22 protein-coding genes are annotated in these 21,380 nt (G+C 63.1%); 13 read left to right on the forward strand and 9 right to left on the reverse strand.

The annotated features are described in order from the left end of the window. Window positions 1-145: 145 nt before the first annotated feature. From AC0L3A_RS24855 to AC0L3A_RS24890, 8 genes are all read right to left on the reverse strand, one after another. The gene (locus tag AC0L3A_RS24855; protein ID WP_007598622.1) at window positions 146-1,033 is read right to left on the reverse strand and encodes a ParB/RepB/Spo0J family partition protein; all 888 of its coding nucleotides are present in this window, start codon (window positions 1,031-1,033) and stop codon (window positions 146-148) included. Window positions 1,034-1,188: 155 nt separating this feature from the next. Beyond that, the gene (locus AC0L3A_RS24860) at window positions 1,189-2,043 is read right to left on the reverse strand and encodes a ParA family protein (RefSeq protein ID WP_007598621.1); all 855 of its coding nucleotides are present in this window, start codon (window positions 2,041-2,043) and stop codon (window positions 1,189-1,191) included. 29 nt (window positions 2,044-2,072) lie between these two features. Beyond that, a complete protein-coding gene (gene rsmG, locus AC0L3A_RS24865) occupies window positions 2,073-2,846 on the reverse strand; it encodes a 16S rRNA (guanine(527)-N(7))-methyltransferase RsmG (protein ID WP_007598620.1) in 774 nt (257 codons plus the stop codon). 7 nt (window positions 2,847-2,853) lie between these two features. Beyond that, on the reverse strand, window positions 2,854-4,734 hold the full coding sequence (mnmG, locus tag AC0L3A_RS24870) for a tRNA uridine-5-carboxymethylaminomethyl(34) synthesis enzyme MnmG (protein WP_007598619.1): 1,881 nt from the start codon (window positions 4,732-4,734) through the stop codon (window positions 2,854-2,856). 446 nt (window positions 4,735-5,180) lie between these two features. After that, window positions 5,181-6,539, reverse strand: coding sequence for a tRNA uridine-5-carboxymethylaminomethyl(34) synthesis GTPase MnmE (gene mnmE / locus AC0L3A_RS24875; RefSeq protein WP_007598617.1), 1,359 nt, complete (start codon window positions 6,537-6,539; stop codon window positions 5,181-5,183). A 309-nt stretch (window positions 6,540-6,848) separates the two neighbouring features. After that, entirely contained in the window at window positions 6,849-8,114 is a 1,266-nt protein-coding gene (gene rho, locus AC0L3A_RS24880; RefSeq protein ID WP_007598612.1) for a transcription termination factor Rho, read from the reverse strand. A gap of 246 nt (window positions 8,115-8,360) precedes the next feature. Beyond that, window positions 8,361-8,795, reverse strand: coding sequence for a protoporphyrinogen oxidase HemJ (gene hemJ / locus AC0L3A_RS24885; RefSeq protein ID WP_007598610.1), 435 nt, complete (start codon window positions 8,793-8,795; stop codon window positions 8,361-8,363). A gap of 176 nt (window positions 8,796-8,971) precedes the next feature. Continuing rightward, a complete protein-coding gene (locus tag AC0L3A_RS24890) occupies window positions 8,972-9,187 on the reverse strand; it encodes a hypothetical protein (protein ID WP_007598608.1) in 216 nt (71 codons plus the stop codon). Window positions 9,188-9,253: 66 nt separating this feature from the next. Here AC0L3A_RS24890 and AC0L3A_RS24895 point away from each other — a divergent pair, with 66 nt between their 5' ends. Genes AC0L3A_RS24895 through dnaQ form a run of 4 tightly spaced genes read left to right on the forward strand, consistent with a single transcriptional unit; the run spans window position 9,254 to window position 12,089 of the window. Beyond that, window positions 9,254-10,093: a pyruvate, water dikinase regulatory protein gene (locus AC0L3A_RS24895; protein WP_007598606.1), complete on the forward strand. Its 840-nt coding sequence runs from the start codon at window positions 9,254-9,256 to the stop codon at window positions 10,091-10,093. 19 nt (window positions 10,094-10,112) lie between these two features. After that, window positions 10,113-10,721, forward strand: a complete 609-nt coding sequence (locus AC0L3A_RS24900) for a Maf family nucleotide pyrophosphatase (protein ID WP_473255388.1) — start codon at window positions 10,113-10,115, stop codon at window positions 10,719-10,721. A gap of 23 nt (window positions 10,722-10,744) precedes the next feature. Further along, complete coding sequence (gene coaE, locus AC0L3A_RS24905) at window positions 10,745-11,344, forward strand: dephospho-CoA kinase (RefSeq protein WP_473255370.1); 600 nt, start codon at window positions 10,745-10,747, stop codon at window positions 11,342-11,344. Window positions 11,345-11,372: 28 nt separating this feature from the next. Next, complete coding sequence (dnaQ, locus tag AC0L3A_RS24910) at window positions 11,373-12,089, forward strand: DNA polymerase III subunit epsilon (RefSeq protein ID WP_007598597.1); 717 nt, start codon at window positions 11,373-11,375, stop codon at window positions 12,087-12,089. Here the strand turns inward: dnaQ and secB are convergent. Then, on the reverse strand, window positions 12,086-12,568 hold the full coding sequence (secB, locus tag AC0L3A_RS24915) for a protein-export chaperone SecB (protein WP_007598595.1): 483 nt from the start codon (window positions 12,566-12,568) through the stop codon (window positions 12,086-12,088). The two genes, dnaQ and secB, sit on opposite strands and share 4 nt — an antisense overlap. Before the next feature lie 415 nt (window positions 12,569-12,983). Here secB and AC0L3A_RS24920 point away from each other — a divergent pair, with 415 nt between their 5' ends. The 9 genes from AC0L3A_RS24920 to AC0L3A_RS24960 all read left to right on the forward strand — a co-directional run bounded on the left by AC0L3A_RS24920 (window position 12,984) and on the right by AC0L3A_RS24960 (window position 21,292). Continuing rightward, the gene (locus AC0L3A_RS24920) at window positions 12,984-13,679 is read left to right on the forward strand and encodes a Tim44/TimA family putative adaptor protein (protein WP_007598593.1); all 696 of its coding nucleotides are present in this window, start codon (window positions 12,984-12,986) and stop codon (window positions 13,677-13,679) included. Further along, window positions 13,657-15,183 (forward strand): murein transglycosylase A, encoded by a 1,527-nt coding sequence (mltA, locus tag AC0L3A_RS24925; protein ID WP_007598591.1) that lies wholly within the window; start codon window positions 13,657-13,659, stop codon window positions 15,181-15,183. The genes AC0L3A_RS24920 and mltA overlap by 23 nt, the downstream gene beginning before the upstream one ends. Beyond that, window positions 15,180-15,770: a Smr/MutS family protein gene (locus AC0L3A_RS24930; RefSeq protein ID WP_007598590.1), complete on the forward strand. Its 591-nt coding sequence runs from the start codon at window positions 15,180-15,182 to the stop codon at window positions 15,768-15,770. The genes mltA and AC0L3A_RS24930 overlap by 4 nt, the downstream gene beginning before the upstream one ends. Before the next feature lie 297 nt (window positions 15,771-16,067). Beyond that, on the forward strand, window positions 16,068-17,384 hold the full coding sequence (gene ugpB, locus AC0L3A_RS24935; RefSeq protein ID WP_007598589.1) for a sn-glycerol-3-phosphate ABC transporter substrate-binding protein UgpB: 1,317 nt from the start codon (window positions 16,068-16,070) through the stop codon (window positions 17,382-17,384). Between the two features lie 47 nt (window positions 17,385-17,431). Continuing rightward, complete coding sequence (gene ugpA / locus AC0L3A_RS24940; protein WP_473255371.1) at window positions 17,432-18,313, forward strand: sn-glycerol-3-phosphate ABC transporter permease UgpA; 882 nt, start codon at window positions 17,432-17,434, stop codon at window positions 18,311-18,313. Next, window positions 18,313-19,161, forward strand: a complete 849-nt coding sequence (gene ugpE, locus AC0L3A_RS24945) for a sn-glycerol-3-phosphate ABC transporter permease UgpE (RefSeq protein WP_007598587.1) — start codon at window positions 18,313-18,315, stop codon at window positions 19,159-19,161. The genes ugpA and ugpE overlap by 1 nt, the downstream gene beginning before the upstream one ends. Window positions 19,162-19,166: 5 nt before the next feature. Continuing rightward, entirely contained in the window at window positions 19,167-20,246 is a 1,080-nt protein-coding gene (locus tag AC0L3A_RS24950; protein WP_473255372.1) for a sn-glycerol-3-phosphate import ATP-binding protein UgpC, read from the forward strand. A gap of 296 nt (window positions 20,247-20,542) precedes the next feature. Beyond that, window positions 20,543-20,968 (forward strand): Hsp20 family protein, encoded by a 426-nt coding sequence (locus AC0L3A_RS24955; protein ID WP_007598583.1) that lies wholly within the window; start codon window positions 20,543-20,545, stop codon window positions 20,966-20,968. Window positions 20,969-21,019: 51 nt separating this feature from the next. After that, window positions 21,020-21,292 carry a BQ00720 family protein gene (locus tag AC0L3A_RS24960; protein ID WP_007598581.1) on the forward strand — a complete coding sequence of 91 codons (273 nt, stop codon included), beginning with the start codon at window positions 21,020-21,022 and terminating at the stop codon, window positions 21,290-21,292. The last annotated feature ends 88 nt before the right edge of the window (window positions 21,293-21,380 follow it).

The raw sequence follows: 21,380 nt of genomic DNA on the forward strand, positions 1-21,380 counted from the left end.
GCTCGCGATGACGAGGACGGTGCGTGCCCCTCATCCTGAGGAGCGCGCTCTTGCGCGCGTCTCGAAGGATGCAGGCCGGGCCCTCGCCCTTCGAGACGCCGCTCCGCGGCCCCTCAGGGTGAGGGTGAGAGAGCGGAACTAGCGGCTACAGTGCGCCCTTCGCCAGCCGCCGCATCACCTCGTCGAGCTGATCGAGGTTGCGGTAATTGATCTGCACGGAGCCGCCGGGGTCGCGGTGGCTCACCGTGACCTTCAGCCCGAGCGCATCGCTGACGCGCTTTTCCAGATCGATCGTATCAGGATCCTTTTCCTTCCCCCCGGTGCTGCGGGCCTTCTGCGGCTTGCGCTCCGGCACGCCCTCTTCATGCGCCAGCGCCTCGGTCTGGCGGACGTTGAGGCCTTCGTCGACGATACGCTTGGCAGCCGCGAGCGGATCAGGCACGCCGATCAGCGCGCGGGCATGACCAGCGGTCAGATCGCCGCTCGTGATCAAGGCTTGCACCTCGGCGGGAAGCTTCGTCAGCCGCATCATGTTGGCGATGTGGCTGCGGCTCTTGCCGACGACTTTGGCGATGTCGTCCTGGCTGCGTTTGAACTCGTTGGCGAGCGCGTGATACCCGAGCGCCTCTTCCATCGGGTTGAGGTCTTCGCGCTGCACGTTCTCGACGATCGCGAACTCCAGCGCATCGCTGTCGCTGATGTCGACGGGGACGATCGGCACTTCGTGCAGGCCGGCCATTTGCGAGGCCCGCCAGCGCCGCTCGCCGGCGATAATCTCGAAGCGGTCCTGCGCACCCTTCACCGGCCGCACCACGATCGGCTGGATCACACCATGCTGCCTGATCGAATCGCTGAGCTCCCTGAGCTCGCTTTCCGAAAAGCTGCGGCGCGGATTGCGCGGATTGGGCTTGATGAACTCGATCGGCACCTTGCGTTGTGCGCGCGGCCGATCGACATGCTGAGCCTCGCCGCCGACGTCACCGATCAGACTCGCAAGACCCCGGCCCAGTCGCGAACGCGCTTCGTCGGCCATCGCCAGCTCCCTTGGATTCACGCTGCAGCACTCCAGAACTGAATTATCGAAACTCGTAACTCGTAGGATGGGTAGAGCGAAGCGAAACCCATCCTGTTGGCGCGACCCATGATGGGTTTCGCTGCGCTCTACCCATCCTACAGATCAGCGCACCTTCAATGCGTCGTCCGCAGCTCGCGCTCGCGCTGGATCACTTCGGTGGCGAGCCGCAGATAAGCTTCGCTGCCGACGCATTTGAGATCGTAGACCAGCACCGGTTTGCCGTAGGACGGCGCCTCCGAGATGCGCACGTTGCGCGGGATCATGGTCTTGTAGACCTTCTCGCCCATGAACTGCCGGACGTCGGCAACGACCTGGTTCGAGAGATTGTTGCGCGAGTCGAACATGGTCAGCACGATGCCGTGGATCGACAGGTTCGGATTGAGCGTCGAGCGCACCTGCTCCACCGTCTGCAGCAATTGCGACAGACCTTCGAGCGCGAAGAACTCGCACTGCAGCGGCACCAGGATTGCGTCGGAAGCCGCCATCGCGTTCACGGTGATCAAGTTGAGAGAGGGCGGACAGTCGATCAGCACGTAGGTGTAATCGGCGTCGGGCGAGACGTTGTTGTTGAGCGCGCTGATCGCGTCGCGCAGCTTGTACGCACGACCGGGCGTGGTGCCGAGCTCGAGCTCGAGGCCGGAGAGATCCATGGTCGAGGGCGCGATATGCAGCCGCGGCACCGCAGTCGACACCACCGCTTCCCGCAGGCTCGCCTCGCCCACCAGCACGTCATAGGTCGAGCAGGAGCGGTTGCGGCGATCAATGCCGAGGCCGGTCGAGGCGTTGCCCTGCGGATCGAGATCGACGATCAGGACACGCTCGCCAATCGCCGCGAGCGCCGTGCCGAGGTTGATCGCCGTGGTTGTTTTTCCCACGCCGCCCTTCTGATTCGCCAGCGCCAGAATGCGCGGATGGCCCTGCGGGACGGCGGCGGTCTGTTCTTGCTGCGGTTCGTCAATCACGCTCATCGCAAATTCCCCACTCGGCCCCTGACGCCTCACCCGCGCCGTTCGACGGAAGCCAGCTCGACGATCCAACCGTCGCCTGTCCGGCTTTGGTGGAGCTGCGGCTGAATATTCCAATATTTAGTGGCTTCGGTCAATTCAGACTCTACATCTTGACCCTTGAGAAACAACGCTTTTGCGCCTTGGCGCATCAGCGGCTCCGCAAAGCCGATGAGTTGGTGTAGCGGAGCCAGCGCACGCGCGGTGACGCAATCGACCGGGCCGGTGATTCTATCCACATTATCCCCGATCTCAGCGAGATGTACGACTCCCGGGGATGTAGTTATGCGGACGGCTTCGCGCAGGAAGGCCGCCTTCTTGGCGATTCGCTCGACCAGATGGACGCTGGCCCCGGCCGTCCCCGCCATGGCGCAAGCCAGCACTATGCCGGGGAAGCCGCCGCCACTGCCGAGATCGGCCCAGCGTTTGGCCGATGGGGCGAGAGCGACGAGCTGAAGGGAGTCGGCGATGTGCCGGGTCCAGAGATGCGGCAATGTCGAGGGCGCAACCAGGTTGGTCTTGGCCTGCCACTCCCGGAGCAGTGCGATGTAGCGATCGAGCCGGGCCTCCGTTTCATGTGAAACGGGCGCAAGCTTGAGCGCTGCAATCTTGTCGGCTGCGATGACGGCGTCCAGCGATCGATGGTTGGCGCTGGCCTTGTCGATCTTCGGTCTGGTCGGCGCCGGTTCGAAGCGACCACCGGCGCCCTCTCCCGCCGAGGGTTTTCCTGATGACGATCTGCCGCCGCCCGGCCCGCGCTGTTTCACGTGAAACCTATGCGATCGCTTTGGACGTCTTCCGCGCTTCGCGGCGGAGATAGGCCGCAAGGATGCCGAGCGCGGCCGGCGTCATCCCGTCGATTCGGCCGGCTTGGCCAACCGTGAACGGACGTGCCTTCTCCAGCTTGGCCCGGACCTCATTGGAGAGACCGGGGACCTGCTGGTAGTCGACGTCCGACAGCACCATCCCCTCGTCCCGCCTGAAGGCTTCAACGTCGGCGCTCTGGCGCTCCAGATAGACGTCGTACTTCGCGTCGATCTCGAGATGGGCGGCAATGACGGGATCAATGGCAGCGAGCTCCGGCCAGATCGCACGGACCTGACTCCAGCCGATGTCGGGATAGGCCATCAGCTCGAAGGCCGACCGCCGCTGGCCGTCCCGGTTCAGGGACAGTCCATGCTTGATCGCTTCGTTCGGGGTGATCGTCAGCGACTTCGACAGCGCTCGAGCCGCATTCAGGGCGTCCATCTTGGCGCGATGATGCACGGTCCGGGCGCTCCCGACGCATCCCAGGGCGATGCCCTTCTCGGTCAAGCGCTGATCGGCATTGTCTGCGCGCAGGGTCAGCCGGTACTCGGCCCTGGAGGTGAACATCCGATAGGGTTCGCTGATGCCGCGGGTGACGAGGTCGTCGATCATGACGCCGAGATAGCCATCGGCGCGGTCGAACACGGTCAGCGCGGCGCCGCTCGCGGCCAATGCCGCGTTCAGCCCGGCCACGATGCCCTGGCCAGCGGCTTCCTCGTACCCCGTGGTGCCGTTGATCTGCCCGGCCAGGAACAGGCCGCGCAGACGCTTGGTCTGGAGGGTCGGATCGAGCTCCCGGGGATCGACGTGGTCGTATTCGATGGCATAGCCCGGCCGGACCATCTTGACCCGCTCCAGGCCGGGAATGGTTGCGAGGATGGCGAGCTGGACCTCCTCCGGCAGCGAAGTGGAGATGCCGTTGGGATAGACCGTGCTGTCGTCGAGCCCCTCCGGCTCCAGGAAGATCTGGTGACCATCGCGATCGCCGAAGCGAACGATCTTGTCCTCGATCGAGGGGCAATAGCGCGGTCCGGAGCTCTTGATCTGGCCGGAGTACATCGGAGAACGATGGACATTGGCCCTGATCACGTCGTGGGTCGCAGGCGTGGTGCGGGTGATCCCGCACTGGATCTGTGGCGTCGTGATTCGCTGGGTCATCACCGAAAACGGCTCCGGAGGCTCGTCCCCCGGCTGCATCTCGACCGCCGGCCAGTCGATCGTGGTGCCATCCAGACGCGGCGGTGTCCCTGTCTTGAGCCGTCCAAGGGTGAACCCGGCGCGCTCGAAGGACGTCGAAAGGCCCATTGCCGGCGCCTCGCCAACCCTGCCGGCCGGCCAGTTCTTCTCTCCGAGATGGATCAGACCGCGGAGGAAGGTGCCGGTGGTGACGACGACAGCCCCTGCCCGAAGTTCGCGGCCATCTGCCAGGCGCAGGCCGATCACCCGTCCCTCGACCACGATCAGCTCGTCCGCCTCGCCTTCGATGACGGAAAGACCCTCGGTCTCCCGGATCGCCGCCTGCATCGCGGCGGCATAGAGCTTCCGGTCGGCCTGGGCGCGCGGACCACGCACCGCCGGGCCCTTACGTCGATTGAGGACGCGAAATTGGATGCCGCCGGCGTCTCCGACCCGGCCCATCAGACCATCGAGCGCGTCGACCTCGCGAACCAGATGGCCCTTGCCGAGACCGCCAATCGCGGGATTGCAGGACATTGCGCCGACCGTGGAGAAACGGTGCGTCACCAGGGCGGTCGCCGCGCCCATCCGGGCAGAGGCAGAAGCGGCCTCACAGCCGGCGTGGCCGCCGCCAATCACGATGACGTCGAAGCTCTCTCGCTCTGTTCGCATGGGCGGACTTCTAACTCAGAGGCGGGCAAGCCGGAAGTGGAAACTGGTCAAGGCAGTTGTTTCACGTGAAACGGGGAAAGCGGAGCCCAAGTGTTTTCCGCGAAAACAACCCCATGCACAGTAGAATGGCCCTTGGAAAGATTACCATTTTTAGTCAGGGGAAATGGAGATTACGAAGGGAAAAGCGTGGTCCGTAGGTCGCAACGCCTGAGGACGGACGGTGATCGGAAAGGCCACGGCAGAGCCTACAACCGGCATTGCGGGGTGCCCCTTCCGCACTCCCGCTCCTTAAGGCGCCATCGCTCGCAGCGCAGTCAGTCCCGAGGTCGACCGAGTGAACCTCAAGGGCCAATGTTTCACGTGAAACAGCTTGAACAGCGGCTGCCGCGTTTCACGTGAAACGGAAGAGGTGGAACAAAGGCTAGTTCTACAATGAAGAACTAGCGCTACTTCCCAACACAGAATTTCTGGAAAATGGCACCCAAGACGTCTTCGACATCCACCCGACCCAACAGCCGGCCCAAGGCATAGGCCGCAGCGCGCAGCTCTTCGGCGGCGAGCTCCTCACCCTGTTCTACGAGATCCAGACTCCGGCGCAAGCTGTCCGCTGCCCGGCGGAGCAGATCCCGTTGGCGGGCCCGGGTCACCAAGGCCCCCTCGGTCGTTCCGAAGAAGTCGGCGGCGAATTTCACGAGGGCATCGACCAGCTCGGGGATGCCGTCCCCCCGGCTCGCTGCGATTCCGAACTCACCGCGCGGGCCGACGTCCTCGACCCCGCCAAGATCGATCTTGTTGCGTACGATCCAGACCGAGCCGCCGGAGCGACTGCCTGCGTTGCCGGACTTCCCCAGCAGCGGCATCGCGGCCGGATCAACAGCGCGCCCACCCTCCACCAGCCACAACACGAGGTCGGCGTCTTCGGCTCGCGCCCGCGCCCGGCGCACACCCTCCTGCTCGACTGGATCGTCGGTCTCGCGAATCCCGGCCGTGTCGATCACCGTGACGGGATAGCCGTCGAGATCGAGCTGCACCTCGATCACATCGCGCGTCGTACCGGCATGCGGCGAGACGATCGCGACGTCGCGGCGCGCGAGCTGGTTGATCAGCGTCGACTTGCCGACATTCGGCTCGCCCGCGATCGCAACCACCAAGCCGTCTCGCAAGCGTTCAGCTTGTCCCTGTGCCGCAAGGACTTCTGTGATTTCGTCGTGCAGCGCACTGATCGCCTTCACCGCAGGCGCCATCAACTCGGCGGGCACATCGCCCTCGTCGGAGAAATCGATGCCGGCCTCGATCAAGGCCGAGGCGTCGATGATGCGCTCCCGCCAGTCGCGCGCGCGATTGCCGAGGAGACCCTGCAGCTGCCGTAACGCCTGGCGGCGCTGGCGGTCGGTGTCGGCGTGAATGAGATCGTCGAGGCCCTCCGCTTCGGTCAGGTCGAGCTTGCCGTTCTCGAAGGCGCGCTGGGTGAATTCGCCGGGCTCGGCGGCGCGCATATTCGGAATTACGGAGATAGCGGCGAAGAGTGCCGCCAGCACCGCGCGGCCGCCATGGACGTGAAATTCGGCGACGTCCTCGCCGGTCGCGCTGGCGGGGCCTGGAAACCACAACACCACCGAATCGTCGATCGGCTGGCCCACGCCGTCATGAAGCAGCCGGCGGCTGGCCTGTCTCGGCGCCGGCAGCTTGCCCGCCAGCGTCGTCAACGCCAGGCTGGCGCCTGGCCCGGAGACGCGCACCACCGCGAGCGCACTCGGCGGACGGCCGGACGACAGCGCAAAGATGGTCTGGTCTCGCGGATGCATGGCCTATTTGTCCGGCTGAAAGGGAAAAGGCAAACATCTGTTTCTGCCGACGAACGGCGGGTTTTGCTGCGCCAAATCCTGCAGCAAAACCTATGTTGCAATGCAATATATCCAGTGGCAATTGCTGCGAGAATTACTCACTGCGGAATGATAAACGAGCCGGATAATAAATATTACCAAGTAGTATCAAGGCCTTATTACAAAATCCGGTCGAGGCAACAAACACGCCGCCATGCTGCACCTTCGCTGCAGCAAACCCGCACAAAAAAAGGGCGCCCGGAGGCGCCCTTTGATCATATTGCACCGCAATCAGGTGTTCATCGAGTCGAAGAACTCGGAATTGCTCTTGGTCGAACGCAGCTTGTCGAGCAGGAAGTCGATACCGTCCATCGTCCCCATCGGATTCAGGATGCGGCGGAGCACGTACATCTTCTTCAGGACCACCGGATCGGTGATCAGCTCTTCCTTGCGGGTGCCGGAGCGCGAAATGTCGATCGCCGGGAAGGTCCGCTTGTCCGAAACCTTGCGGTCGAGGATCAGCTCCGAGTTACCGGTGCCCTTGAACTCTTCGAAGATGACTTCATCCATGCGGCTGCCGGTATCGACCAGCGCGGTCGCGATGATCGTCAACGAGCCGCCCTCTTCGATGTTGCGGGCGGCGCCGAAGAACCGCTTCGGCCGCTGCAGCGCGTTGGCATCGACACCGCCGGTCAGCACCTTACCCGATGACGGCACCACGGTGTTGTAGGCGCGGCCGAGGCGCGTGATGGAGTCCAGCAGGATCACCACGTCGCGGCCATGCTCGACCAGGCGCTTGGCCTTCTCGATCACCATCTCGGCGACCTGGACGTGGCGCACCGCCGGCTCGTCGAAGGTCGAGGAGACGACCTCGCCCTTCACCGAGCGCTGCATGTCCGTGACTTCTTCCGGACGTTCGTCGATCAGGAGCACGATCAGATAGCACTCGGGATGATTATGCGCGATCGAGTGCGCGATGTTCTGCATCAGCACCGTCTTGCCTGTGCGCGGCGGCGCGACGATCAGCGCGCGCTGGCCCTTGCCGATCGGCGCGACGATGTCGATCACCCTTGCAGAAAGGTCTTTCCGCGTCGGATCGTCGATTTCCATGCGGAAGCGCTGATTCGGAAACAGTGGCGTGAGGTTGTCGAAATTGACCTTGTGCTTGGCCTTTTCCGGGTCCTCGAAATTGAGCGTGTTGACCTTCAGCAACGCGAAATAGCGCTCGCCCTCTTTCGGGCTGCGGATGTGGCCTTCGATGGTGTCGCCGGTGCGCAGGCCAAAACGGCGGATCTGCGAGGGCGAAACGTAGATGTCGTCCGGGCCCGGCAGATAATTCGCATCGGGCGAACGGAGGAAGCCGAAGCCGTCGGAGAGAACCTCGACGACGCCTTCGCCGACGATATCGGTCTCGGCGAGCGCAAGCTGCTTGAGGATGGCGAACAGCAGCTCCTGCTTGCGCATGGTGCTGGCATTCTCGACCCCGTTCTCTTCCGCGAACGAGACGAGCTCGGCCGGCGTCTTCGACTTGAGGTCCTGGAGTTTGATTTCCCGCATTGGGGTGGTCCTGTGGGGTAACCTGGGGAGGGGTGCGAGGAGGCTCTGAAATGCGGACGCGAAAAGGTAAGGTCCGCAGGTCTGGCAAGGAGAGCGCCGGTGAGGCTTCAAACCTGATGGGGTGTCCGGCCTCTGGAAAGCTCAGACACGACCACATCCGCCTGCGTTGGGTGGGATATTGCTAATATAGAAAATCGCCTCTCACTCCGCAAGCAGAAGCACTGAGCGATTGTTCGCGACCCCTGCCTAGAACGGCTTCACGATCACCATGATGACGATCAGAATCATCAGGCCAGTGGGTACCTCGTTGATAATCCGATAAAATTTCTGGCTCCGGGGGCGCCGATCCGCGGCGAAATCCTTCAGCCAGCGCGAAAAAAAGCCGTGGACCGCGGACATCGCGAGGACCAGTGCCAGTTTTACGTGCAGCCAGCCGAAGCTGAACCAATGGCCAGCCCAGGCGAGATAGAGCCCGGCGAGCCAGGTCACGATCATGGCGGGGTTGATGATGGCCTTGAACAGCCGCCGTTCCATGATCTTGAACGTTTCCGACTGCTTCGAGCCGATGTCGGCCTCGCAATGATAAACGAACAGCCGTGGCAGATAGAGCATGCCCGCCATCCAGGAGATGACGGCGATCACATGCAGCGCCTTGATCCAGAGATAGACGTCTTCAAACATGTCTGGGATCCGGATTCCTGCCCAGCCGCGGGGAACGCTGGGGATAGTAAGAACTCGTTAAGGTCTTGCCTGCACACATATCCGTCCGTAGCGCCCTTCTCCAATAAGAATCTTAGATTCTTAAGGTTTGAGTCTATGTGACGGTGAATTGGACTCACACATTTCCGTCCGCCCGTTCACACGCGCTTGTTCACATCCATCAACATATCCCTGATCACTCTGGCCGCCCTCGATAAGGCGGTCAGCTTCAAAGGCTTGCGCGTTTCTGTCGGCAGCTTATCAAGAGGGTTATCGGCACAATCCCGTTTCCCTTTCGACGGGGCGCCGAACTTGTTCTCACGGGCAGTGGTGTGAAGAAAATTGGCACTTGTCCCGCCCCCGGTGTCGCGCATCCCTTTCCGAGGGGTTAAGGTCCACAGAAATCCACAAACCAAACCGGTTTCATACAAAGGGCTTTTGTGCCGACCTCGAACAATTATTTCCATCTGCACCTCGTGTCCGATTCCACCGGTGAGACGCTGATCACGGTCGCGCGGGCCGTTGCCGCCCAGTACGCCAACGTGACCCCGGTCGAGCACGTCTATCCGCTGGTGCGCAGTCAGAAACAGCTCGATCGCGTGCTCGACGAGATCGAGGAAGCGCCGGGAATCGTGCTGTTCACGTTGCTCGAGAAGGATCTGGTCGCCAGGCTCGAGGACAAGTGCAAGGGGATCAATGTTCCGAGCCTGTCGATCATCGGCCCGGTGATGCAATTGTTCGAGGCGTATCTCGGAGCCGCCACGACCGGCCGGGTCGGTGCCCAGCACGTGCTCAACGCCGAATACTTCAAGCGCATCGACGCGCTGAACTACACGATGATCCATGATGACGGTCAGCATGTCGAAGGGCTCGACGACGCGGACGTGGTGCTCGTCGGTGTCTCCCGCACCTCCAAGACCCCGACATCGATCTATCTTGCCAACCGTGGCATCCGCACCGCCAACGTGCCGCTGGTTCCAGGCATTCCGGTGCCGTCGCAGTTGGAAACGTTGACGCGACCGCTGGTGGTGAGCTTGCATGCGACGCCGGAACGCTTGATCCAGGTGCGCACGAACCGCCTGCTCTCGATGGGCGCCGATTCCAGCGGCGACACCTACACGGACAAGCAGTCGGTCGCCGAAGAGGTCGCATTTGCCCGCAAGCTGAGCGCCAAGCACGATTGGCCGCTGCTCGACGTCACGCGGCGCTCGATCGAGGAAACCGCCGCGGCGATCATGAAGCTCTATAGTGATCGTCAGCGTAACCGGCCTTCTGAATAGTTTTGGGAATAGTTTCGTGATGGGTCTGTGGCTCGGCAAATCCTCATTGATCCTGGCCTCGCAGAGCAGCGCGCGAAAGATGCTGCTGGCCAATGCCGGGCTCGAGTTCAAGGTGATCACAGCTGATATCGACGAGCGCGCGATCCAGGCCGCCTCCGGGCTGTCTGGTCCGCGCGAGATTGCCTTGCTGCTGGCGCGCGAAAAGGCCAAGGCGGTCTCGGCTCATCACGCTGGAAGCACCGTCATCGGTGCGGATCAAACGCTGGCGCTTGGCGATCGCATCTTCAACAAGCCTGCGGGCCGCGCCCAGGCGCTGGCGCAACTGCGCGATCTCTCCGGACACAGCCATGAGCTGAATTCTGCCGTGGCGATAGCACGTAATGGTGAGATCATCTTCGAGGACGTCTTGGTCGCCCGCCTCACCATGCGGCAGATGACCGAGGCCGAACTTTCGACCTATCTCGACATCGCCGGCGATGCCGTCACCACCAGCGTCGGCGGCTATCAGCTCGAAAGCCTGGGGATCCATTTGTTCGAGCGTATCGAGGGCGACCACTTCACCATTCTCGGCTTGCCGCTGCTGCCGCTGCTTGCGTTCCTGCGGCACGAGCGGCTAGTTGCGGTGTGATTGGCAAAGATGGCTGGGCGCTGATGCGAATCTTGGGACTGACCGGCTCGATCGGGATGGGAAAATCCACCACCGCGAAATTATTCGCGGAGGCTGGCGTCCCTGTCTACGATGCCGATGCCGCCGTCCATCAGCTCTATGAGGGCGAGGCTGCGCCCGCGATCGAGGCCGCCTTCCCCGGCACCACCGCGAACGGCAAGGTCGATCGGTCAAAACTGTCGGCGCGTGTGGTGCACGATGCTGCGGCCATCAAGCAGCTGGAGCAGATCGTCCATCCGATGCTGGGCGCTTCCCGCAAAAAATTCTTCGCCGACGCCGAAGCCGCCAAGGCGCCCGTCGTGGTGCTGGACATTCCACTGCTGTTCGAGACTGGGGGCGAGACGCGGGTCGATGCCGTAGTCGTGGTGACGACGTCTCCGGAACTGCAGCGCGAGCGGGTGCTGGCGCGCGGCACGATGGACGAGGCCAAGCTCGACGCCATCATCGCCAAGCAGACACCCGACGCGGAAAAGCGCAGGCGTGCCGATTTCGTCGTGGATACGTCCCACGGACTCGATCCGGTGCGCGCCCAAATCGCGCACATCCTGGCGGCGGTCGTTAAGATGCCGCAGCGGCGCGCCTGATTCGGCGCCTGACACGGCTTCTCAGATCATGCGCGAAATCGTTCTCGACACAGAAACCACCGGCCTCGACCCGCTGCGGGGAGACCGCCTGGTCGAAATCGGCTGCGTCGAGATGCTCAATCGCATGCCGACGGGGCAGAGTTTCCACGTCTATATCAATCCCGAAAGGGACATGCCGGCAGAAGCCTTCGCGGTGCACGGGCTGTCGGCCGAGTTCCTGGCGACCAAGCAGCTGTTTCACGAGGTCGTCGACGATTTTCTGGAGTTCATCGGCGATGCGCCGCTGGTGATCCACAATGCCTCGTTCGACATCAGCTTCATCAATGCCGAGCTCGACCGGATCAAGCGCCCGGCGATCCCGCGTGAGCGGTTGGTCGATACGCTGCTGCTGGCACGGCGTAAGCATCCCGGCGTGTCGAACCGGCTCGACGATCTCTGCTCGCGCTATGCGATCGACAATTCACGCCGCACCAAGCACGGCGCGTTGCTCGACGCCGAGCTGCTTGCGGAAGTCTATGTGGATCTGGTCGGGGCGCGGCAATCGCAGCTGCTGCTGGCCTCGGAATCCGAGGAGACTCGCGCCAACGGGGCTGCTGATGCGCCACGGCGGCAGCGGCCAGCGCCGCTCGCGCCGCGGATTTCAGACGCCGAGCGCGAGGCCCACCGGGCCTTCATCGCAACGCTCGGCGACAAGGCGATCTGGAACGAGTTCTTGCCCGCTCCAGCTGTCGCTTCGGCCGGTTAGGCCTGACCGCTCGGCTGAGCGGCCATTTGCCGCTCCATGTTCTGACGATAGAGGCCGACGAAGTCGACCGGGTCCAGCATCAAAGGCGGGAACCCGCCGTCGCGCACGGCCGTGGCGATGATCTCACGGGCGAACGGGAACAGCAGGCGCGGGCATTCGATCATTACCAGCGGATGCAAATTGTCCTTCGGCACGTTGGAGATGCGGAACACGCCGGCATAAGCGAGCTCGAACGAGAACATGATCTTGCCGGCGGTCTCGGCCTTGCCCTCGACCGACAGGGTCACCTCGAACTCCTGTTCGCTGAGGTTGTTGGCGCTCACATTGATCTGGATGTTGATCTGGGGCGGTTGGCTCTGCTGCTGGAGCGAGCTGGGCGCATTCGGATTTTCGAACGAGAGGTCCTTGGTATATTGCGCCAGGACGTTGAGCTGGGGAGCCTGGGCCGCCTCGGGAGGGGTGCCGTTACCGTTGGTCATAAGAGTGTCTCCTTACCCGATTGGGCTGAATTTCGCGGCGGTTGGCTAACATAGGGCTACCTCGTTCCACAAGGACGAACGGTCCCGGATGGGGAATTCCGGCCACGGCCACAACTGCGGCGTTCATCCCGCCGATCCAGCGCAACTGCGCCTTAAACGATTGAAGATGCGCGATTTCCGGCCAGGATCGGGTTTCCCCTTAAGCATAAAACGCGCTACACTCGGTGCTGTGCCAAAAGGCGCCATTGGCCGGGCAAGATTTCGTGCCTACATCCCACGGACCTGACGCGCGGACCCGAAATGGTGATGTGGACTTGCCGTTCCGGTATGGAACGGTCTACTGGCCGGATCGATTTTCCCGGCACGATCCTTTCGAGACGGCCCCTTCTACAGACGACCAGAAAGCGAATACGACGTGGACATCTACACCATCATCTTCCTGGCGCTGGCGGTCTTCATCTTTCTGAGGCTGCGCAGCGTGCTGGGGCAGCGCACCGGCAACGAGCGGCCGCCGTTCGACCGTAACGCGCTCCAGGGTGCCCAGGACAAGAACGTCGTCACCATGCCGGGCAAGGTCATCGACCAGGCTCCGTTGGCGCCGACGGCCGAGCCGGCCCCGCCCTCCGACCGCTGGAAGGGCCTGACCGAGCCGGGCACCGTGCTCGCCCAAGGTCTCGATTCCATCGTCGAAAAGGACTCCACCTTCGATCCGCGCCATTTCATCTCCGGCGCCCGCGGCGCCTATGAGATGATCGTGCTGGCCTTTGCCAATGGCGACCGCCGCGCGCTGCGCGACCTGCTGTCGTCGGAGGTCTATGAGAGCTTCGATGCCGCAATCAAGGAGCGTGAGAAGAACGAGCAGAAGACCGAGACGCGCTTTGTCTCGATCGACAAGGCCGAACTCGTCGGCGCCGAGCTGCGCGACCGCACCGCCCAGCTCACGATCCGCTTCGTCTCGCAGATGATCTCGGCCACGCGTGACAAGGCCGGCAACATCGTCGATGGCAGCGCCGACACCGTCGCTGACATCACCGACATCTGGACTTTCGCCCGCGACATCACCTCTCGCGATCCGAACTGGAAGCTGGTTGGCACCGGAAGCGCGAATTAAGGCTTTCCTGAAGACCAGCGCGACGGCGCTCTGCGCAGGTGCCGTCGCGCTGTCGTCGTTTTCACTTGGCGCCGAGGCGGCGCGGCGCCACTATCGCAGCCATCACCATCATCTCCCGGAATTGCCTGCCGCGCCGCCGCGCGCCTTGCCGTATCCGCAGCTTCCCCTGCCGTTCGAGATTCCCGGCGCGCAATATCTGCCGCTGGCCTGGGCCGACGTGAAGGGCTGGGGCGACGACAATCATCTCGCCGCCTACCGGACCTTTCGCGCGAGCTGCCGTCCGATCAGCGCCCAGACCGGCGCGCCCGAACCGAAGGCTTTGGGCGCCTCTCTGGCCGAACCCTGCCGGGTCGCCAAATCGCTCGAGCTTACCGACGACGCCAGGGCCAAAACCTTTTTCGAGGAAAATTTTGCGCCGCTACGGATCTCTCGCCTCGGCGAGCCGGATGGTTTCGTCACCGGCTATTACGAGCCGGTGCTGGAGGGATCGCGCACGCAGACCGACGTCTACAACGTCCCGGTCTATCGCCGCCCGTCGAACCTGTTCGTGCGCGGCTACAAGCAGGATTCGGTCAGCCTGCCCAACAAGGGCCCGGTCTATCGCAAGATCGGCCGCCGCAAGCTGGTCCCCTATTACGACCGCGCCGAGATCGAGGACGGCAAGATCGCCGGCCGCGGACTCGAGATTGCCTGGCTGAAGGACCCGACCGATCTGCTGTTCGCCCAAATCCAGGGCTCGGCGCGGATCAAGTTCGACGATGGCGGCACGGTCCGGCTCAACTACGACGCCTATAACGGCTATCCCTATACAGCGGTCGGTCGCATCCTGATCGAGCGCGGCATCATTCCGAAGGAAGAGATGTCGATGCAGAAGATCAGGGAGTGGATGGCGCAGACACCAGACGGTGCCAAGGAGCTGCGGCGCCAGAACCGCTCCTACATCTTCTTCCGCGAGGTCAATCTGTCCGACAAGGAGGAGGCCGTCGGCGCGCAGGGCATTCCGCTGACGGCCGGCCGCTCGATCGCGGTCGACAAATCGCTCCACGTCTACGGCACGCCGTTTTTCATCGAAGGCGAGTTGCCGATCGATTCCGAACGCGCGAAGACGCCGTTCCATCGGTTGATGATCGCGCAGGACACCGGCTCGGCCATCATCGGTCCGGCGCGCGCCGATCTCTATTTCGGCGCGGGCCAGGAGGCCGGCCGCGTCTCCGGCCGGCTGCGCCATGCCATGCATTTCGTGATGCTGGTGCCGAAGGGTCTCGATCCCACGGCGCGTGCCGCGCGGCTGCCGGTGCCGGACCCGCGGCCGTCGGAGAAGATCGCGAAGCTGTTTCCGCAAACAGAGCCCGCGAAGGACAAGCCGGCGGCAGCCGAGGCGCAAAGCAGGAGCGAGACGGTCGCTGTCGCCGGTCCAGTCCCGCTGCCGGTGCCGCGTCCCGTGATCGAGCCGGTTCAGGAGCCGCGGCGGCCGGTGAAAAATCGTTCCCATCGGCAGCAATGAAGCGATCGTCCCGTCCGCCCGTGCTGGAGCCTCGTCCCTCGCCGCGCCGTCGCGCGCTGAGCGAAGAAGAGCGCGCGCTGTGGGATACGGTCGCAAAGCAGGTCAAGCCGCTGAGGAAGCCTCGTGCGGTGAAGGCGCAAGCTGCGCCGCGCACCGAGCCTTCCCCCGCAGCGCCCCCCACGCGGCCTGCGCCATCACCACGTCCGATTGCCGCTGCCCCGGCACTGCGTGCAGCGAAGCCGGCGGTGCCGCCGCTGGCGCCGCTCGGCAAGCGCGAGCGCACAAAGTTGTCGCGCGGGCGCAGCGAGATCGAGGCGCGGCTCGATCTGCACGGCATGACCCAGATGCGCGCGCATCGCGCACTGACCGGATTTCTGCACCGCGCTCATCATGACGGCCTGACCTTCGTGCTCGTCATCACCGGCAAGGGCCGAAGCGGCGGCGAAAGCGGCGTGCTGCGCCGCCAGGTGCCGGAATGGCTGAGCCTGCCGGAATTCCGGGCTTTTGTGGTCGGCTTTGAGGAAGCCGGTATCGGCCATGGCGGCGAGGGCGCGCTTTACGTGCGGATCAGGCGGGCGAGATTCTAACCGCGGGCTCGCTGCAACCTCTCCCGCGTGCCTTGCGGGTGAGGTTTCGGAGCCCGCGGGACGATCGTCTGCTTCACTATTCTGCTGAAGACGTAGCGACCAACCCATCACTCCCGAATGCTGCACCGCGAACGGAGGACGCCGCTCGCGGCATTCGCCTATTTGACGGCTTCCCTTTTGCCGCGCTTGCCGCTTTCGTTTCGGCCGCTTACACAGTCATGTGAACGTCATATGGCGCTGCTAGCGCAAGCGATCATTTTTGACGGCCCAAGAGAACGGCCAAGGGAGGTTTACTTGATGGCTCTTAGACACTTTGGAGCGGCTGCCGCTATTGCGCTCACGGTTGGACTATCGGCCTCGCCGGCCTTGGCCGTGACCGAAATCCAGTGGTGGCACGCGATGACCGGCGCCAACAACGACGTCATCGTCAAGCTCGCCACCGATTTTAACGCGTCGCAGAGCGACTACAAGGTGATCCCGACCTACAAGGGCAACTATCCCGATACGATGAACGCCGGCATCGCGGCGTTCCGCGCCGGCAACGCCCCGCACATCATGCAGGTGTTCGAAGTCGGCACCGCGACCATGATGGCCGCGACCGGCGCCGTGAAGCCCGTCTACAAGCTGATGGCCGACGCCGGCGAGAAGTTCGATCCCAAGATCTACCTACCCGCCATCACCGGCTATTATTCGACGTCGAAGGGCGAGATGCTCTCATTTCCCTTCAACTCGTCCTCGACCGTGATGTGGGTCAACCTCGACGAGCTGAAGAAGGCGAACGTCGAAATTCCGAAGACCTGGCCCGAAACGTTCGAGGCCGCCAAGAAGCTGAAGGCTGCCGGTCATGACACCTGCGGCTTCTCGGGCTCCTGGGTCACCTGGGTCAATCTCGAGCAGCTCTCGGCCTGGCACAACGTGCCGCTCGCCAGCAAGGCCAACGGCCTCGACGGCTTCGACACCGTGCTCGAGTTCAACGGACCGCTTCAGGTCAAGCATCTCGAAACCCTGGTCGAGCTGCAGAAGACCAAGACCTATGACTACGCAGGCCGCACCAACACCGGCGAGGGTCGCTTCACCTCCGGCGAATGCCCGATCTACCTGACCTCGTCGGCGTTCTTCGGCAACGTCAAGGCGCAGGCCAAGTTCAACTTCACCGCCGTGCCGATGCCGTATTATCCCGACGTCAAGGGCGCGCCGCAGAACTCGATCATCGGCGGCGCTTCGCTCTGGGTGATGGGCGGCAAGTCGGCCGAGGAATACAAGGGCGTCGCGAAGTTCCTGACCTTCCTCTCGGACACCGATCGCCAGGTCTATATCCACAAGGCCTCGGGCTATCTGCCGATCACCAAGGCGGCCTATGCCAAGGCGAAGGAAGAGGGCTTCTACAAGGATCAGCCCTATCTCGAAACGCCGCTGCTCGAGCTGACCAACAAGGAGCCGACCGAGAACTCGCGCGGTCTGCGCCTCGGCAACATGGTGCAGCTGCGTGACGTCTGGTCGGAAGAGATCGAGCAGGCGCTGGCCGGCAAGAAGACTGCCAAGCAGGCGCTGGATTCCGCCGTCGAGCGCGGCAACACGATGCTGCGGCAGTTCGAAAAGACCGCCGTCAAGTGAGGCAATGAGCGGCAGGCCGCGACCCGGCCTGCCGCTCTGCTGGCATCATGCAAAAGCAAGCCATTTTCCAGTCAAGGCTGTTACCGTACGCGCTGGTTGCGCCGCAGCTCGCGGTCGTCCTGATTTTCTTCTATTGGCCGGCCCTGCAGGCGGTGATCCAATCCTTCCTGCTCCAGGACGCCTTCGGTCTGTCGACCACCTTTGTCTGGTTCGAGAATTACATCGAGCTGTTCAAGGACGCAGCCTATTTCGAGGCGATCGTCCGAACGTTCTTCTTCTCGTTCGCGATCGCCGTCTCGTCGTTGTCCTTCGCGCTGCTGCTCGCCGTGATGGCGGACAAGCCGCTGCGTGGCTCGATGCTCTACCGCACGCTCCTGATCTGGCCCTATGCGGTGGCGCCGCCCGTGGTCGGCGTGCTCTGGATCTTCATGCTGCATCCCTCGCTCGGCGTGCTCTCGCGCTATCTGCGCAACATGGGCATCGACTGGAATCCGCTGCTCGACGGCGACCAGGCCGCGGCGCTGATCATCCTCGCCGCCGCGTGGAAGCAAATCTCCTATAATTTCCTGTTCTTTCTCGCCGGCCTGCAAGCGATCCCCAAGAGCGTGTTCGAGGCCGCCGCGATCGACGGCGCACGCCCGATGCGGCGGTTCTGGACCGTGACCTTCCCGCTGCTGTCGCCGACCATCTTCTTCCTGCTGGTGGTCAACATCGTCTACGCCTTCTTCGACACGTTCGGCATCATCGACACGATGACCCGCGGCGGACCCGGAACGTCGACGGTCACGCTGGTCTACAAGGTCTATTCCGACGGCCTGCTTGGCGGCAATCTCGGCAGCTCGGCGGCGCAGTCGGTGATCCTGATGGTCATGGTCATCGTGCTCACCGGAATCCAGTTCCGGTTCGTCGAACGCAAGGTGACCTACTGATGGTCGAGGAAGAGGGCTTCCGGCGCTACATCGCCCATATCATCCTCTGGATCGGGATCGCGATCGTCGCTTTCCCCGTCTACATCGCGTTCGTCGCTTCGACCCAGGACAACGCGCTGATCGCCAACGGACAGATGTCACTGCTGCCGGGGGGGCATTTCTTCGAGGTCTACTACCAGACCATTTTCGTCGGCACGAGCGGATCGACCCGCGAGCCCGTCGGCAACATGATGCTGAACTCGCTGGTGATGGCGCTGCTGATCGCGGTCGGCAAGATCGCGATCTCGATCATCTCGGCCTATGCGATCGTCTATTTCCGCTTTCCGTTCCGGATGCCGATCTTCTGGATCATCTTCATCACCCTGATGCTGCCGGTCGAGGTCCGCATCTATCCGACCTACAAGATCGTCGCAGATCTGCACATGCTCGACAGCTATGCGGGCCTGTCGCTGCCGCTGATCGCCTCGGCCACCGCGACGCTGCTGTTCCGCCAGTTCTTCATGACGGTGCCGGACGAGCTGCTGGAGGCCTCGCGCATCGACGGCGCCGGTCCCCTGCGCTTCTTCTGGGACACGCTGCTGCCGTTGTCGCGCACCAACATGGCGGCGCTGTTCGTGATCCTCTTCATCCTCGGCTGGAATCAATATCTCTGGCCGCTGCTGATCACCACCCGCGACGACATGCAGACCATCCAGGTCGGCATCCGCAAGATGATCACCACCACTGACGCGCTGACCGAATGGCCGATCGTGATGGCGACCGCCGTGCTCGCGATGCTGCCGCCGGTGTTCGTCGTCGTCGTAATGCAGAAATTGTTCGTGCGCGGACTCGTGGAGACGGAAAAGTAAATCCCATGGCTAACGTCACTCTGCGCAACGTCCGCAAAACCTATCCCGGCGGCTTCGAGGCCATCAAGGGCGTCAACGTCGATGTCGGCGACGGCCAGTTCTGCGTGCTGGTCGGTCCCTCCGGCTGCGGCAAGTCGACATTGCTGCGCATGGTCGCAGGCCTCGAGACCGTCACCGGCGGCGAGATCGACATCGGCGGCCGCATCGTCAACCAGATCGAGCCTGCCGACCGCGATATCGCGATGGTGTTCCAGAATTACGCGCTCTATCCGCATATGAGCGTCTTCAACAACATGGCTTACGGCCTGCGCAACCGCGGCATGAAGGAGGCCGAGGTCAAGAGCCGCGTCGACGAAGCCGCGCGCGTGCTCGAGCTCACCTCGATGCTGGAGCGCAAGCCGCGCCAGCTCTCCGGCGGCCAGCGCCAGCGTGTCGCCATGGGCCGCGCCATCGTGCGTCAGCCAAAAGTGTTTCTGTTCGACGAGCCGCTGTCCAACCTCGACGCGAAACTCCGCATCGCGATGCGGGTCGAGATCCGCAAATTGCAGCGCCGGCTCAACACCACGTCGATCTACGTCACCCACGACCAGCTGGAGGCGATGACGCTCGCCGACATTCTCGTGGTGATGAATGGCGGCCAGGTCGAGCAGGTCGGAAATCCGCTCGCGATCTACGAGAAGCCGGCGACGACCTTCGTCGCCTCCTTCATCGGCGCGCCGCCGATGAACCTGATGTCGATTCGCGCCGATGAAATCAAATCGCAGCTCGGCAGCACTAACGCCGGCATCCTCGGCATCCGCCCGGAAGACTTCGTGATCACCGACCAGACCCCGGCCGGCGGCGTCACGCTCCCGCTCACCGTGGAAGCGATCGAGCGCGTCGGCGCCGAAACCTTCGTCTACGGCACGCGGGCTCAGGACGAGCAGCGCATCGCTGCCAATCCCGGCGAGCTGCCGCCCGGCGAGGTCATCGTCCGCATTCCCGGCTCGGAGGCGCCGCCGATCGGCGAGAAGATCCGCGTCGCAGCAATGCGCCAAAAGCTGCATCTGTTCAGCGGCGACGGCCGGACGCGGATGGAAGCCTGATCGGGTTCCCCGGGTCGATCTCTCAAAAAGCGCGAAAACAACCCCGTGCACAGTAGAAGGGGGTTTGTTTTCGTTGAGAAAAATCGCCCCGCAATTTCGTCGTGCCGGACTTGTCGCAGGCATTTCGCGCCACGACGACAAGTCGGCATTTGTGCATGTCAGAGTGGGTGAGCTGCCAATCCACAGCCCCCGCTACGTCCTTGAACCTGCACGCGGATATGCCCATATTGCTGATCAAGGGGTGCCTGTACGGGGCCCTGATGCACCAAAGTCGCTTCGAGAGGACTTTGTAAACTATGTCTCGTGTTCCCACGCTTTCCAGTCCGTTCCTTCTGGGCTTCGACGAGATCGAGCGCGTGCTCGATCGGGTCGTCAAGGGCGCCGACGGTTACCCTCCCTACAATATCGAGAGGTGCGACCGGTCGGAAGGCCAGCCCGAGCGTTTGCGAATCACGCTGGCGGTCGCCGGATTCACCCGCGACCAACTCGATGTAACCATTGAGGAAAACCAGCTCGTCATTCGCGGACGGCAGCAGGACGACAAGACCCGGCAATACATCCATCGCGGCATTGCCGCGCGCCACTTCCAGCGCACTTTCGTGCTGGCGGAGGGGATGCTGGTGCTGGGTGCGGATCTGAAGAACGGATTGCTGGCGATCGATCTTGCCCGGCCGGAACCGGAGAGGATCGTTAAGACAATCGCTATCAATGAGCACGAATAATGGAACGAGTAGCGGACTCGACCGCTTAGTTTCTGTGAAGGAGTCGAGACCATGAGTGAAGGTCACGTTGCGTTCGAATACGAAGCCAAGAACGTCTCGCCGGAGACGCTGGCAACCCTCGGCGAAGGCCATATCGCCTATGTGAAGCAGATCCGCTCCGAGGATGTGCCGGGCCTGTTTCCCGAAGCGCCGAAGATCGCGCCGGGCCTCAAGCTCTTCGCGCTCCACGCCGCCGATGGCACGCCGATCATGCTGACCGACAGCCGCGAAGCCGCGATCGCCAACGCCTGGAGCAACGAGCTGCAAGCGGTGAGCGTGCACTGAGCACGCGCGCGTCGCACGAATAGAGTTTCAAGCGGGCATGCCTTCGAAGGAAGGCGTGCCCGTTTTTATTTCGACGACGGATCGCTGC

The organism is Bradyrhizobium sp. MI1.3 (assembly GCF_055811695.1).

Excerpts from the sequence above, each read along its gene's own strand:
- AC0L3A_RS24855 (WP_007598622.1), bottom strand. The coding sequence starts at position 1,033 with ATGGCCGACGAAGCGCGTTCGCGACTGGGCCGGGGTCTTGCGAGTCTG.
- AC0L3A_RS24860 (WP_007598621.1), bottom strand. The coding sequence starts at position 2,043 with ATGAGCGTGATTGACGAACCGCAGCAAGAACAGACCGCCGCCGTCCCG.
- mnmG (WP_007598619.1), bottom strand. The coding sequence starts at position 4,734 with ATGCGAACAGAGCGAGAGAGCTTCGACGTCATCGTGATTGGCGGCGGC.
- mnmE (WP_007598617.1), bottom strand. The coding sequence starts at position 6,539 with ATGCATCCGCGAGACCAGACCATCTTTGCGCTGTCGTCCGGCCGTCCG.
- rho (WP_007598612.1), bottom strand. The coding sequence starts at position 8,114 with ATGCGGGAAATCAAACTCCAGGACCTCAAGTCGAAGACGCCGGCCGAG.
- hemJ (WP_007598610.1), bottom strand. The coding sequence starts at position 8,795 with ATGTTTGAAGACGTCTATCTCTGGATCAAGGCGCTGCATGTGATCGCC.
- AC0L3A_RS24890 (WP_007598608.1), bottom strand. The coding sequence starts at position 9,187 with ATGCGCGACACCGGGGGCGGGACAAGTGCCAATTTTCTTCACACCACT.
- AC0L3A_RS24900 (WP_473255388.1), top strand. The coding sequence starts at position 10,113 with ATGGGTCTGTGGCTCGGCAAATCCTCATTGATCCTGGCCTCGCAGAGC.
- coaE (WP_473255370.1), top strand. The coding sequence starts at position 10,745 with ATGCGAATCTTGGGACTGACCGGCTCGATCGGGATGGGAAAATCCACC.
- dnaQ (WP_007598597.1), top strand. The coding sequence starts at position 11,373 with ATGCGCGAAATCGTTCTCGACACAGAAACCACCGGCCTCGACCCGCTG.
- secB (WP_007598595.1), bottom strand. The coding sequence starts at position 12,568 with ATGACCAACGGTAACGGCACCCCTCCCGAGGCGGCCCAGGCTCCCCAG.
- AC0L3A_RS24930 (WP_007598590.1), top strand. The coding sequence starts at position 15,180 with ATGAAGCGATCGTCCCGTCCGCCCGTGCTGGAGCCTCGTCCCTCGCCG.
- ugpB (WP_007598589.1), top strand. The coding sequence starts at position 16,068 with ATGGCTCTTAGACACTTTGGAGCGGCTGCCGCTATTGCGCTCACGGTT.
- ugpA (WP_473255371.1), top strand. The coding sequence starts at position 17,432 with ATGCAAAAGCAAGCCATTTTCCAGTCAAGGCTGTTACCGTACGCGCTG.
- ugpE (WP_007598587.1), top strand. The coding sequence starts at position 18,313 with ATGGTCGAGGAAGAGGGCTTCCGGCGCTACATCGCCCATATCATCCTC.
- AC0L3A_RS24950 (WP_473255372.1), top strand. The coding sequence starts at position 19,167 with ATGGCTAACGTCACTCTGCGCAACGTCCGCAAAACCTATCCCGGCGGC.
- AC0L3A_RS24955 (WP_007598583.1), top strand. The coding sequence starts at position 20,543 with ATGTCTCGTGTTCCCACGCTTTCCAGTCCGTTCCTTCTGGGCTTCGAC.
- AC0L3A_RS24960 (WP_007598581.1), top strand. The coding sequence starts at position 21,020 with ATGAGTGAAGGTCACGTTGCGTTCGAATACGAAGCCAAGAACGTCTCG.